The organism is Algoriphagus namhaensis (assembly GCF_042649705.1).
In the GTDB taxonomy this organism is placed as follows: domain Bacteria; phylum Bacteroidota; class Bacteroidia; order Cytophagales; family Cyclobacteriaceae; genus Algoriphagus; species Algoriphagus namhaensis.
The window spans coordinates 1,567,444-1,580,812 of record NZ_JBHRZS010000007.1 but is presented as its reverse complement, the minus strand read 5'-3'; the positions used below and the strand labels follow the sequence as shown (position 1 = coordinate 1,580,812).

Sequence of the window (13,369 nt, the reverse complement as noted above, 5' to 3'; positions counted from 1 at the left end):
TAAATAAACAAAATAACGTGCATAATTTTGTTTTGTTTCAGTTAAGAAATATTAAAGTACACCCTTCGTACTCGGTAGCTGATCCAGATTGCTGCGATCCCGCATCACGGCCATTTTAATCGCACGCGCAAAGCCTTTAAACATGGCCTCGATTTTATGGTGCTCATTTTGGCCTTCTACTTTGATATTCAGGTTGCACTTTGCCGTATCCGAGAATGATTTGAAAAAGTGATAGACCATTTCTGTCGGCATATCGCCTACTTTTTCCCGCTTGAATTCGGCATCCCAAACAATCCATGGTCTTCCCCCGAAGTCAATCGCTACCTGAGCCAAAACATCATCCATCGGAAGGCAAAAGCCATATCTATAAATCCCTGTTTTGTTTCCAAGGGCTTTCAGATAAGCCTCTCCTAGTGCTAGAGCTGTGTCCTCAATGGTATGGTGTTCATCGATGTGCAAATCGCCTTTTACCCGAATAGTGAGATCTGTTCCGCCATGTTTGGCGAGTTGATCGAGCATGTGGTCGAAGAAATGAAGTCCGGTGGAAATCTCTCCTTTACCTTTTCCATCTAGATTTACTCGGATAAAAATATCTGTTTCAGAAGTTTTTCGAGTGACCTCAGCTACTCGGTCAGGAAATCTCAAGAATCGATAAATCTCATCCCAGTCATTCGTAGACAGGGCAGCCTCCTTGTTATTTTCTCCGATGAAAATGCCTTTTGCTCCGAGATTCTTTGCCAGTTGAATATCAGTAGCACGGTCTCCGATCACAAAGCTATTTTCTAAGTCATATTCTTCTGAAAAATAACCCTCAAGCATTCCCGTTGCGGGTTTGCGTGTGGGTGCCTTTTCATGTTCAAAGGTCTTATCGATATGGATTGCTTTAAAAAAGACATTTTCTTGTTCAAGGGTCTTGAGCATCTTGTATTGTGCTGGCCAAAAGTCTTGTTCTGGGAAAGAGTCAGTTCCTAAACCATCCTGGTTAGTGACCATGACCAACTCGTAGTCGAGCTCTTCGGCAATTTTTCTCAAGTTTGAAATTGCCTTTGGCAAAAACTCTAGCTTTTCTAAACTATCTACTTGAAAATCAGTGGGTGGTTCTTTGATGATAGTACCATCACGATCAATGAATAAGACCTTTTTTTTCATATCAAGTTCTTCAGTTTTTTTCGAACCATGCTTTGAGTTCTGTTATAAATTTCTGGTTTTCTTCAGCAGTTCCCACAGTAATTCGCAGACAATTTTCACAAAGGGTTACTTTGGATCTATTTCTCAAAATAATGCGACGGGCAATTAAATCCGCATAAATCTGATCGGCATGAGGCACTTTGACCAACAAAAAGTTGGCATCTGAGGGATAGACTCGTTCGATCTGTGGTATTTCATTCAAGTCCTTTCGGAGTTGAGCTCTTTCAGCAAGGATACTTTGAACCATTTGCTGGACTTTTGGGAATTTTTCCATAGCCTCCAACACGGTGTCCTGAGTCAGCCCTGAAATATTATATGGAGGCTTGATCTTGTTAAGAACTTTGATGAGTTCCTTGGACCCAAAAGCCATTCCGAGTCGCAAAGATGCCAATCCCCAGGCTTTTGAAAAGGTCTGAATGACTAGAAGATTTGGAAATTCATCCAATCGACCGGCAAAACTCTCTTGCTCCATAAAGTCCACATATGCTTCATCAATCACGACCAGCCCAGGGAAATTCCGCAAAATCAACTCCATATCCTCGAGCCTCATAGAGTTTCCAGAAGGATTATTTGGAGAGCAAATGAATACAATTTTGGTGTTTTGATCTGCAGCCTCCAGAATTAGTTTCGGCTGGAGCTGGAAGTCCTCAGTAAGTGAGACATTTCTGATTTCCACTTGATTGATAGCTGCACTGACTCCATACATACCGTAGGTAGGAGGGAGTAAAATTACATTGTCTTTACCAGGGTTACAGAAAGCACGGAAAAGCAAATCAATGGCTTCATCTGACCCATTTCCTAAGAAAATCTGGTCCGAAGGAACTTGCTTGATTGGAGAAAGCTTTTCTTTCAGGTCAGACTGGTAAGGATCTGGGTATCTGTTGAAATCCTGTTCCGTTATGGAGCCATATGGATTTTCATTGGCATCCAAAAATATCCCCAATTTGCCCGAGTACTCATCCCTCGCTGAAGTATAAGGTGCCAGCGTCAGAATATGAGGGCGCAGTAGTTTACTTAGATCAAAGCTCATTTCCTTCTTCAATTATTCGTTTGAGCCTTACAGTCACCGCATTTTTATGCGCATCCAAAAGTTCGTTTGCTGCCATGATTTCTATGGTCGGACCAAGTAATTTGAGTCCAGATTTGCTGATCTTTTGGTAGGTGATTTTTTTGACAAAACTGTCCAAAGATACCCCGCTATAATTTCGAGCGTACCCGTAAGTCGGAAGCGTGTGGTTCGTACCAGAGGCATAATCACCTGCTGACTCAGGGGTATAATTTCCAATGAAGACTGAACCTGCATTGTAGATTTCATTCACAGCCTTGTCCTCATCTTTTACACTGATAATCAAGTGTTCTGGTGCATAAAAATTGATTAGATCCAAGGCTTTCTCTTTCCGTTCCATTATCACTACCTTGGAATTTGTCAATGCCTCTTTTGCGATGGCTTTTCTGCTCAGGTTTTTGAGCTGAATGTCGATTTGCGATAAGGTTTTTTTGGCAAAAGCTTCAGAGGTAGTCACAAGGACCACTTGGCTATCCACCCCATGCTCCGCCTGGGAAAGGAGGTCAGCTGCAACAAATTCCGGAACTGCCGAATCATCCGCATATACCAGTACCTCTGATGGACCGGCAGGCATATCGATGGCTACTCCATATTTCGTGGCTCGTTGCTTTCCTGCTGTCACAAATTGATTTCCTGGGCCAAAGATCTTATCCACTGCTGGAATACTTTTAGTACCGAAAGTCATCGCCGCAATAGCTTGTGCACCCCCAACTTTTGCAATCTTTTTGAGGCCGATCAAACTTGCCGTATAGAGAATCGCAGGGTGAATTTTCCCTTCCTTGTTTGGCGGGGAGCAAAGTATGATTTCGGAACATCCAGCGATAACTGCCGGGATTCCAAGCATGAGCACTGTACTAAAAAGAGGTGCTGTACCCCCTGGAATATATAGGCCAACTCGCTGAATTGGGACACTTTTGCGACTGCAGACCACACCAGGCATCACTTCTTCCACCAGCTCAGCTTGCTTTTGTGCGGTATGAAACTTACTGATATTTGCTGAAGCAATTTCTATTGCTTCTTTCAGTTCTTCAGAAACTAGGTTGACCGCCTCATTTATTTCCTGCTCGGTGACTAGAATTTCATCAAGTTTTACTTGGTCAAATTCTAAGGCATAATGCTTCAGTGCTTTGTCACCATGTTTTTTCACCGATTTAAAGATCGGTCGGATGATTTTTCCAATATCGCTATCTGACTGAGTAGGTCGCTTGAGTTCTCTCTTCCAAAGGGATTGATCAGGGTTTCTAAGGATTTTCATTCCAGAATAGGTTTAGGTCAAAGAATCATTTTTTCAATAGGTACTACCAAAATTCCTTCTGCACCTGCGGCACGGAGTTCTTCGATATTTTCCCAAAACTGATCTTCATTCAAGACTGAATGTACTGAAGACCAGCCAGACTGCGCTAATGGCAAAATGGTGGGGCTTCGCATCCCTGGAATGAGGGAGACTATCTTATCCAAGCTTTCGTTTGGAGCATTGAGTAGAACATATTTGTTGCTTTTGCCCTGCTGCACCGCGTTGATTCTGAATACTAGTTTTTGGACGATATCGTTTTGCCAGTCTTTAAGACTTGGATTGGCAATTAACACTGCTTCAGATTTGAAAATTTGCTCAACCTCCTTCAATCCATTCATCATGAGAGTTGATCCTGAGCTTACGATATCGCAGATTCCTTCGGCCAAACCAATGCTCGGAGCGATTTCTACAGATCCACTGATTTCATGGATTTCAGCATTGATGTTATTTTCTTTGAGGTAATCACCGAGTATTTTGGTGTAGGAAGTAGCGATACTTTTTCCCTCAAAATAAGAGAGACCCGGATAATCCTGACCTTTCGGAATAGCTAATGAAAGTCTGCATTTTGAAAACCCAAGCTTCTTGAGGGTATTGACGGTTTTATTTTTTTCTACTAGTTCATTTTCTCCTACAATCCCCAAATCGGCAACACCGTCAGCTACGTAGCCTGGGATGTCATCATCTCTGAGAAATAAAAACTCGATAGGGAAGTTGGTAGAGGTGGATTTCAGCTTACCAGTACCATTATAAAACTTGATGCCACACTCTTTGATGAGGCGAAGAGAATCTTCAGAAAGTCTACCGCTTTTTTGTACGGCAATACGGATAATATTTTCCATGAATGCAATTTATGCTATGTGTTGTAAGAAGAGTAATGTTGGTGGAGGAAACGCAGAATCCCTATCATCGGCGCTACCATGTAGATATAAAAATTCCTTAAAAGGAATGATGGAAATGATGCGTAGCATGGAGATGCGACGGGAATACTAAAAATTCAATATTTCTATTGGCTGTAATCATTTCTGTTGGGCAAAGATAGGAATGCAGAAATAACCCGCAAACGGAGTAAAAGTTTTTTATTTGAATCAATGTAAAATCCTTACGGGAGGTTAATATTCCTCGTAACTTCATCTTAAAAGCCTTGGGCGGCTAGTAAAACCCATAAATAATATGAAATCAAATGGAAGACCTATCGTGCTGGGAACAGTAATTTCTTGGCTTTTGTTCGCCTTTATTGGGTTTGGGATGTGGGGATGTCCCACCTACAATGTCTGGCAACAAGAAATGAGCGGACGAGCCGAATTTGCAAAAGCGGAACAAAACCGTAGAATTCTGATCGAGGAGGCCGCAGCAAATCTGGAGGCCGAAAAACTCAACGCTCAGGCAGAGATCGAACGAGCCAAAGGTGCGGCAGAAGCCATTAAAATAGAAAATGGGTCGATTTCGGAAAAGTATATCCAATATCTCTGGGTTCGCCAGCAGAGGAATCTTTCGGACAAAACGGTGATTTATATTCCAACCGAAGCTAATCTTCCCATCCTGGAAGCTGGACGGGGAGGATCAATGAGTCCGCCTAAGTATAATCCAGAATAATCTGATTACTCAGACATAGCCACTTCCCAGTTCAATTTCTACTTTGCTAGACGACTCCTGCTCGTTGCAGGCCGGCATAGGAAAATTTTGCAATCTCCAAATAGCCTTTCCCGGAGGGGTGAACCAAGTCATCTGAGAAAAAAGAAGGGTCAAAATCCATTGAGATTTGTTCATGGATGACCAGTTCATTCTCCCGGGAAAGCATTTCCATTTGTGCTTTAAGGAAATGCCGCTGCTCCTTAAGGAAGGATTTGAGAATGGGTGGAAAAGCCTGAAACTGCTCAACTGGTGGAATATCAGCTAGATAGATCCAATTTGCTTGAAACTGTTCTTGAAGCACCTCAAGAACGTGTTTTAAGGCCTTGTAGTAGTCGGTAGGGCTAGTTAGCTTGAAGCAATCATTGGCTCCGATGTACAGGAAAATTCCGTCTACTTGGCCATCAATAGATTTGAGATTCTTTCGAAAATAGGGAAGTAGCTCCTTGGCTCGAATTCCATTCTTACCATAATTCTGAACTTCATATTTCCCTTCAAAAAATGAATGAATGTGGTGCGCAAGGGTTTCTGTGGGGTCTTGAGCGCCTACACCTGCCACGGTAGATTCCCCAATGATTAGAATTTTTTGATCTGATTCTCCAAGGACGAGCTCATTGCTCATTGCCGGCGGCGTCGGGTATTTCTTTTTGACCTGCAGCGCTTTGTAGCTCAGATAAGGCAAAGTGGGATATAACTTAGCCTGAAAAAAAAGATAGGGCTTCCAAGCCTTAGCCTCCCGCTTTTTTAGCTCCATAACCTTCTTGAAGTAATAATTGAAGAACTTTATCTCGATGATCCCCTTGAATCAGGATTTCTCCGTCTTTGGCAGATCCACCTACGCCGCATTTGCTTTTGAGCATTTTGCCTAGCTCTTTAAGTTCATCTTCCGAACCAATAAACCCTTCGATCAAAGTAACTTTCTTTCCTCCGCGGGCTTTTTTGTCTAGCATGACTTTGAGCTTTTGGGCTTTGGGGTCTAGGCTTTCAGTTTCGTTTCCATCTCCTTGATCATATTCAAAATCATCATTGGTGGAGTAAACCATTCCGCTGCGATTTTTCCAGTCGTTATTTTTTCTTCCCATAATGTTTGTGAACAAAAAAGAGGCTGTCTTGATTCTAAAAGACAGCCCCTAAAATTATGATTTTAAAATTAGTCTACCTTATAGGTCCAAACAGGACGGGTAGAATGATTGACAACGTCTTCAGCAATAGATCCCGTGATGAGATGCAAAAAGCCCGTGCGCCCATGTGTGGTCATGGCAATGAGATCCGCATCAATATCTTCTGCAAACTCCAAAATGCCGCTCTCCTCTGATCTCGAATTGTAAATCTCTGCTTTCGCATCAGCGATATTGTGTTGTTTTGCAAAGTCTTTAATACGCATAATGGATTCTCGACTACTTTCGAAATTACCTGGCGTATTGACAAAGACCAGATATAATTGAGCATCAAGAAGATGGCTAAGTCTTTTGATTCTAGCAGCTACTTCAGGGGATTCATTTGCAAAGTCACTAGCAAACACGATTTTATTGATCTGATCAGGGCTGGTTTTTGCTTTGATGGTGACCACTGGACATGAAGCCGTGCGTACTACTTTTTCTGTATTACTTCCTATCAAAACTTCTTCCATTCCAGAAACACCTTTTGAGCCCATGATTACTAAATCGGGGTTTTCTTCGGCTATACTTTCAGAAATACTTTTAAAAGCATTTCCAAGCTTGATTTTGGCTTCAAAGGAAAAGGCTTTTCCTGCATACTTAGCTCTCATATCAGCGAGCTGTCCTTTTCTTTTATTCATCATTTCTATGAAGAACATTTGATTTTCCATATCAGGAATGGTATCTCCACCTCCCATGGTACCAAAACTAGCGGCATTTGGAACTTCCATTACATGGATAACTTCAATGTGGATGTTATCCATGGTTTCTCCTATTTGAGTAGAGAAATCAAGAGCAAATTGTGCTTGCTCTGAAAAATCGTAGGGAACGAGTACTTTTGTCATAGTTTTTAGGGTTATTGATGTAAAATAGACCAAAATTCCTAAGAGAAAAAGGACATTTGTCAGTTTTCAGAAAATAAGAAGTCCCAATCCAAATAGGATTACCCAAGCTAGCGTGGATAAGGCCATTTGTTTGAGGTATGGATCGGTGCTTGCGGAGTTTTTCGCATTTTGGACACCCAAGCCGATTTTGATCATTACTGGGAAAATACCCAAAGCCAGCAATCCACCATAGGAATCCGTCAGAAAACTGAAGATCAGCAAAAAGGCGTTTCCACCCAAAATTAAGAGCCAATTGTAGCGAACTGCGGCCTTGCGACCGATGCGTACAGGAATTGATTTTTTGCCAGCCTGCTGGTCGGATTCGATATCCCGAATATTATTGATATTCAAGACCGCTGTACTAAAAAAGCCTAATGCAGTACCGATTAAAATACTTGGTAAAAAGAAGCTCTTGCCATGAAGGAAATAGGTGCCCAGTACGGCCAAAAGGCCGAAAAACAGAAAAACCGAGATGTCTCCAAGGCCTAGATATCCATAGGGATTGCTGCCGGAAGTGTAGCTGATTGCTGCCCAAATGGCTAATAATCCCAAACAAAGGAAAATCAAGAAAAGGGAAATGCTCTGTACAGCGAAATAGAGTAGGAGTAGACCTGAAATCAAGGCTAAGCCTCCGAAGAGATACATGCCTTTTTTCATTTCTGAAAGTGAAATTAACCCAGATTGAACAGCACGAACTGGTCCCTGCCTCTCCGCATGATCCGCCCCATGCACAGAGTCCCCATAATCATTGGAAAGATTAGAAAGGATCTGAAGAAAAATCGTCGTCAATGACGCCAAAAGAAGAATACTCCACCGAAATACACCCTGATGATAAGCCAGAAAAGAGCCAGCAAAAATACTGGCTAGTGCAAGGGGGAGTGTTCTTAGGCGAACGGCATGAAGCCAAGCTTCATTTTTGGATTGGATGCTTTGCTTCACTCAGCTTCTTATGATTCGATGAGTTTCAGAATGTCCTCGTCAAGAGGCGAAACAGAAGAAGGGTAGTATTTCAATAGCTCACCCTTTTCGTCAAGCAGGTATTTACAGAAATTCCAACTTGGCTCCTCGCTATTCCAACCGTTTTGCTTAGGGTCGCTGAGCCATCTGTAGATCGGGTGCTTATCGAATCCTTTGACAGATATTTTTTCAAAGACTGGAAAAGTAACTCCATAATTTGCCGTGCAAAACTCTTTGATTTCTTCATTGCTGCCCGGCTCCTGGCCGCCAAAATTATTTGCTGGGAAACCAAGGATAACGACCTTGTCTGAAAAGTTTTTGTAAAGCTCCTGAAGTCCTTCATATTGAGGAGTGTATCCGCATTTTGAAGCGACATTTACGACTAGGATTTTTTTGCCTTTGAAGGATGAAAATTTCACCATTTCGCCGTTGAGATCCTTCATTTCAAAATCATAAAACATACTTTCCATTGTATTTGGGTTTAAGGCAATACTTGCTTCTACTGTCTCTGGACGCTCCACTGGCTTTTGGCAAGCAAAAGCGAAAAGGAGTAAATAAATTAAGCCTAGTTTTTTCATTTTACATTCGATTTGGGACGTCTATACCTAACAAACTCATCCCTTTTTTGATTGTTTCGGCAGTCAATTTAGAAAGCGCAACTCGGAAGGCAACTAAGGCCTCGTCTTCTTCTTGGAAAATCGCTACATCTGCATAGAATCGGTTATATTCTTTGGCTAAGTCAAATAAATACTGAGCAATTACCGCTGGTGAATATTCCTCACCGGCCAGTTTGATTTTCTTTTCAAACTCACTCAAGTTGAAAATCAGAGCGGTCTCTGATTCCTGCAAGGAGTCGACAGCACTTAGGTCTGGATTTTTATAGTCCACACCTATTTGGTCCGCTTTTCTCAGAATGGACTTAATTCTTGCATGAGAATATTGGATAAAAGGGCCTGTATTTCCTTGAAACTCGATGGATTCTTGTGGGTTGAAGAGCATGCGTTTCTTGGGGTCTACTTTCAGAAGGAAATATTTCAAAGCTCCCATTCCTAAGATTTCGTAAAGTTCAGCTGCTTGTTCGGCATTAAACCCGTCGATTTTCCCTAATTCCTTGGTGTGATCCTCCGCCGTTTGGATCATTTCCTGCATGAGGTCATCCGCGTCCACAACGGTTCCCTCACGAGATTTCATTTTGCCGGAAGGCAAATCCACCATTCCGTAGCTCAAATGATGAAGGCCATCGCCGTAGGGTCTTCCCAGCTTTCGCATGATTTTAAAAAGGACATCGAAGTGATAATCCTGCTCGTTTCCCACCACATAGACCGATTTATCCAGCTGGAAGTCGTTGTACTTCAAGTCTGCGGTTCCCATGTCCTGGGTCATATACACTGAGGTGCCATCACCGCGCAACACAAGTTTTTCATCCAATCCTTCATCACTCAAATCCACCCAGACGGAGCCATCGGCTTTTTTGTAGAAAACACCTTTTTCAAGCCCCTCTAAGACAATATCCTTGCCGAGGAGGTAGGTATCTGATTCGAAGTAGTACTTATCAAATGACACCCCCATTTGCTTATAGGTCTGCTCAAAGCCAGCATATACCCAGGTATTCATTTGCTTCCAAAGGGCCACTACTTCTGGGTCATTGGCTTCCCATTTGCGAAGCATTTCTTGAGCCTCGATGAGAAGCGGAGCCTCTTTTTCGGCTTGTTCTTTGGTTTTGCCTTGCTCGGTTCCAGCCTGGATTTCTTTCTTGTATTCCTTGTCAAAAAGCACGTAGTACTTGCCAGCGAGGTGATCACCCTTCAAGCCTGATGATTCAGGAGTTTCTCCATTTCCATATTTTTGGTAGGCAAGCATGGATTTACAAATATGAATGCCACGATCATTGACGAGGTTGGATTTGATCACTTGGTAGCCATTAGCTTCGAGAATTTGCGCTACTGAAAAGCCCAAAAAATTATTACGCAGGTGTCCAAGGTGAAGAGGCTTATTAGTATTGGGCGAGGAGTACTCCACCATGACTTTCTGGCCATTGGGCGGCAATTGACCCAAGATTGATTTGCTATTAATCTGATTAAAAAGCTCAATCCAAGATTGCTGATTCAAAACCAAATTTAGAAAGCCTTTGACCACGTTGAAGTCAGCCACGTCGCTAACATGTTCCTTCAAATACTCACCAAGTGCCGTCGCGGTGTCTTCAGGAGCTTTTTTCGAAATTTTCAAAAATGGAAAAACTACAAAAGTGTAGGTTCCTTCAAACTCTTTTCTAGTAGGGGTAAGGCTGATTTGTTCAAGGGAAATATCTACATCAAAACAAGCTTTGAATGCCTCCTTTAATCCTTGATTTATAGCTTCTTGAGTATTCATTATTCAATGGCTCATTGAGCCTAAATTTGTTGGTTTAAAAATTATCGACAAGAGATTTCGTAGTAATCTCCAATACCTCAAATGCGTTTTCAGCCATAGTGTTTTCGGTATCCAAAGTGGGATTTACTTCCACAATTTCCCAACAACACACACGCTTATCTTTGATGAGCTCTGCGTTAAGTTCTATCGCTTCCTGAACGGTAAGTCCATTCTCCACGGGAGTTCCAGTACCCACCGAAATGGAGCTATCCAAACTATCCACGTCAAAGGAAATGTATATTTGGTCACAGGATTTAAGCTCTTCCAAGGCTTGCTTGGCAATCTGCTGAACGCCTTTTTCACGTACTTCAGAAGTGGTGAAGTTTCTGATACCGTATTTTTCCATCAAGTGATCTTCTGGCGCTTCTGTGTCTCTTACCGATATAAAAACAATATCCTTGGCATTGATTTTTGGGAAGTCGCCGCCAATACTTTTTATTCTATCCCAATAGTCAATGGTTTTTTGATCCGGCTCATTGACTTGACATTCTTTATTATCAAATCGTGCGCACATGGCTAACGGCATTCCGTGCATATTTCCAGATGGAGTGGTGAAAGGGGTATGCAAATCAGCATGAGCATCAATCCAAATAACTCCCAATCTCTTCTCTGGATGAGCTGACTTTATTCCCATAATTGTACCTGCTGCGGTACTGTGATCACCTGCGAGTACAATTGGAAATTTTGAGTCTAATCTCAAAAGTTCGATCGTATGAAAAACGTTGTTCAAGACCTGATATACGCCATCAATGTATTTGGCATGGGGAAATTCATTTCCTTTCCAAAGGTAGTTGTTGGCATCAGGTACACTGATAGGGTCAAACTGGGTAAAGAAGCTTGATTTTTTATCTAGACTAGCAATTTTAAGTGCATCGATACCAAGGCTCGCTCCACGGGTACCGGCAGCTAATTCCGAACGAACTTCTACAAGTTTTATCTCTCGCATTTTTGTAAGTGATCAGGGATTTGGGTTTATGATGTTGCAAAAGTAGCCAAATTAGGCTGTATTGCAATTGCAGATAGGCCCAAAGGATATTCTCTTTTTCGTAGTGTATGAGTAGGAAGCAGCTTGCACATTATGGCTTAAATGAGATGATCCATTACTTTTTTGCTGTTTAAAAAAATACTCCTAACTATTTGATAAACTAGGAGTTGATAAAATGACGCCAGAAAGTGGTAAATACATTTGAAAAGCCAATTTATATTACAAGTTTTGTCACCGAATTTTAAACCATCCGATAGATGAATAGATATATCGACCTGATTCAGCAGACGTTTGATTTTCCAACTCAGGAATTCTCCGTCGATAATAACGAGTTATTTTTTAATGGAGTGAATTTAATGGAGATCATCGAGACTTATGGTACTCCGCTCAAGTTGACCTATTTGCCTAAAATTTCTCAAAGCATCCAAAACGCCAAGAGGTATTTCAATACCGCGATTGCTGAGCATGAATACAAGGGGAAATATACCTATTGCTATTGTACAAAGTCTAGCCATTTCAATTTCGTAGTAGAAGAAGCCTTGAAGAATGACATTCATTTGGAGACCTCTTCCACTTTTGATATTCCATTGGTGCGGAAGCTTTATGAAAAAGGTAAAATCCGAAAAGACACTTTCATCATCTGCAATGGCTATAAGCGAGAGCTTTACAAGCAATATATTTCTGAGCTCTTGAATGATGGTTTTGTGAATTGCGTGCCTATTCTCGATAACATCGAAGAAATCGACTATTACTTGGAGCATGTGAAGGTGCCTTTCCAAGTTGGGATTCGAATTGCAGCAGACGAGGAACCTAAATTTGGGTTCTATACCTCCAGACTTGGTGTTCGGTACAATGATATCATCCGCTTATATGAGGAAAAAATCAAGGATCATCCACTGGTGAGCCTTAAAATGCTTCACTTTTTCATCAATTCGGGAATTCGAGATACAGCATACTATTGGTCTGAATTGACCCGATTTATCCAAAAATATGTGGACTTGAAAAAAGTGGCGCCAACCCTTGATACCATGGACATTGGCGGTGGCTGGCCCATCAAGACCAATGTGTTTTTTGACTATGACTACCAATATATGGCAGATCAAATCGTCAAAAACATCAAATGGATGTGTGCTAAAAACAACACGACAGAGCCAAATATTTTCACGGAATTTGGAAGCTATACAGTAGGAGAGAGTGGAGCTGTTTTGTATTCTATTTTGGATGAAAAACTGCAAAATGATAAAGAGCTATGGTATATGATCGATGGCTCCTTTATTACTCAATTGCCAGATAGCTGGGGTATGAACCAAAAGTACATCATGCTTGCGGTCAATAATTGGGACGAAACTTATCACAATATTTCTCTGGGAGGATTGACCTGCGACAGCATGGATTATTATAATTCTGAAGCGCATCAGTTTAATATATACCTCCCTAAAATCACCAAGGGTAAGCCTCAATATATCGGCTTTTTTCACACCGGTGCATATCAGGAGTCACTGGGAGGCTATGGAGGTATTCAGCATTGCTTGATCCCAGCACCAAAGCATGTACTTATTGATCGGGATGAAGATGGAAATGTGACGCACAGGCTTTTCGCAAGTGATCAGACCGAAGAGAGCATGATGAAGACCCTCGGCTATTGAGTATTACTTAAGCAGAAGAATCCGGGATCAAATTCCTTCAGCATCACAAAGAAGCCAAAAAAGACCAAATTTAGAGATTTGGTCTTTTTTGGCTTTAGATTGAAAAGGGACAATCAATATGCTTTATTTTTAGATCTGCATTTTTTAATAAAAG

13 protein-coding genes are annotated in these 13,369 nt (G+C 41.6%); 2 read left to right on the top strand and 11 right to left on the bottom strand.

The genetic code is table 11. From position 1 onward, the window contains the following. Positions 1–51 precede the first annotated feature (51 nt). The 4 genes from hisB to hisG are packed head-to-tail and all read right to left on the bottom strand — an operon-like array spanning position 52 to position 4,387. A complete protein-coding gene (hisB, locus tag ACFOSV_RS15255; protein ID WP_377906898.1) occupies positions 52–1,149 on the bottom strand; it encodes a bifunctional histidinol-phosphatase/imidazoleglycerol-phosphate dehydratase HisB in 1,098 nt (365 codons plus the stop codon). A gap of 10 nt (positions 1,150–1,159) precedes the next feature. Further along, entirely contained in the window at positions 1,160–2,218 is a 1,059-nt protein-coding gene (hisC, locus tag ACFOSV_RS15250) for a histidinol-phosphate transaminase (protein WP_377906897.1), read from the bottom strand. Next, positions 2,208–3,509 (bottom strand): histidinol dehydrogenase, encoded by a 1,302-nt coding sequence (gene hisD / locus ACFOSV_RS15245; RefSeq protein WP_377906896.1) that lies wholly within the window; start codon positions 3,507–3,509, stop codon positions 2,208–2,210. Before hisD ends, hisC begins: the two co-directional genes overlap by 11 nt. 17 nt (positions 3,510–3,526) lie before the next feature. Continuing rightward, positions 3,527–4,387 carry an ATP phosphoribosyltransferase gene (hisG, locus tag ACFOSV_RS15240; protein ID WP_377906895.1) on the bottom strand — a complete coding sequence of 287 codons (861 nt, stop codon included), beginning with the start codon at positions 4,385–4,387 and terminating at the stop codon, positions 3,527–3,529. Positions 4,388–4,718: 331 nt separating this feature from the next. Here hisG and ACFOSV_RS15235 point away from each other — a divergent pair, with 331 nt between their 5' ends. After that, the gene (locus tag ACFOSV_RS15235) at positions 4,719–5,141 is read left to right on the top strand and encodes a hypothetical protein (protein ID WP_377906894.1); all 423 of its coding nucleotides are present in this window, start codon (positions 4,719–4,721) and stop codon (positions 5,139–5,141) included. A 46-nt stretch (positions 5,142–5,187) separates the two neighbouring features. Here ACFOSV_RS15235 and ACFOSV_RS15230 read toward each other — a convergent pair whose 3' ends face one another. The 7 genes from ACFOSV_RS15230 to ACFOSV_RS15200 all read right to left on the bottom strand — a co-directional run bounded on the left by ACFOSV_RS15230 (position 5,188) and on the right by ACFOSV_RS15200 (position 11,530). Next, a complete protein-coding gene (locus ACFOSV_RS15230; protein ID WP_377906893.1) occupies positions 5,188–5,931 on the bottom strand; it encodes a GDSL-type esterase/lipase family protein in 744 nt (247 codons plus the stop codon). Further along, entirely contained in the window at positions 5,906–6,259 is a 354-nt protein-coding gene (locus ACFOSV_RS15225) for a translation initiation factor (RefSeq protein ID WP_377906892.1), read from the bottom strand. Before ACFOSV_RS15225 ends, ACFOSV_RS15230 begins: the two co-directional genes overlap by 26 nt. Positions 6,260–6,327: 68 nt before the next feature. Next, positions 6,328–7,179 (bottom strand): universal stress protein, encoded by an 852-nt coding sequence (locus ACFOSV_RS15220; RefSeq protein WP_377906891.1) that lies wholly within the window; start codon positions 7,177–7,179, stop codon positions 6,328–6,330. Between the two features lie 66 nt (positions 7,180–7,245). Then, on the bottom strand, positions 7,246–8,157 hold the full coding sequence (menA, locus tag ACFOSV_RS15215) for a 1,4-dihydroxy-2-naphthoate octaprenyltransferase (protein ID WP_377906890.1): 912 nt from the start codon (positions 8,155–8,157) through the stop codon (positions 7,246–7,248). 8 nt (positions 8,158–8,165) lie between these two features. Beyond that, entirely contained in the window at positions 8,166–8,753 is a 588-nt protein-coding gene (locus ACFOSV_RS15210; RefSeq protein ID WP_377906889.1) for a glutathione peroxidase, read from the bottom strand. A 1-nt stretch (position 8,754) separates the two neighbouring features. Continuing rightward, positions 8,755–10,545, bottom strand: a complete 1,791-nt coding sequence (argS, locus tag ACFOSV_RS15205; protein ID WP_377906888.1) for an arginine--tRNA ligase — start codon at positions 10,543–10,545, stop codon at positions 8,755–8,757. A 34-nt stretch (positions 10,546–10,579) separates the two neighbouring features. After that, positions 10,580–11,530 (bottom strand): arginase, encoded by a 951-nt coding sequence (locus tag ACFOSV_RS15200; RefSeq protein WP_377906887.1) that lies wholly within the window; start codon positions 11,528–11,530, stop codon positions 10,580–10,582. Between the two features lie 296 nt (positions 11,531–11,826). Between ACFOSV_RS15200 and ACFOSV_RS15195 the strand changes: the two genes are divergently transcribed. Continuing rightward, positions 11,827–13,215 (top strand): arginine decarboxylase, encoded by a 1,389-nt coding sequence (locus tag ACFOSV_RS15195; RefSeq protein WP_377906886.1) that lies wholly within the window; start codon positions 11,827–11,829, stop codon positions 13,213–13,215. Positions 13,216–13,369: the final 154 nt, after the last annotated feature.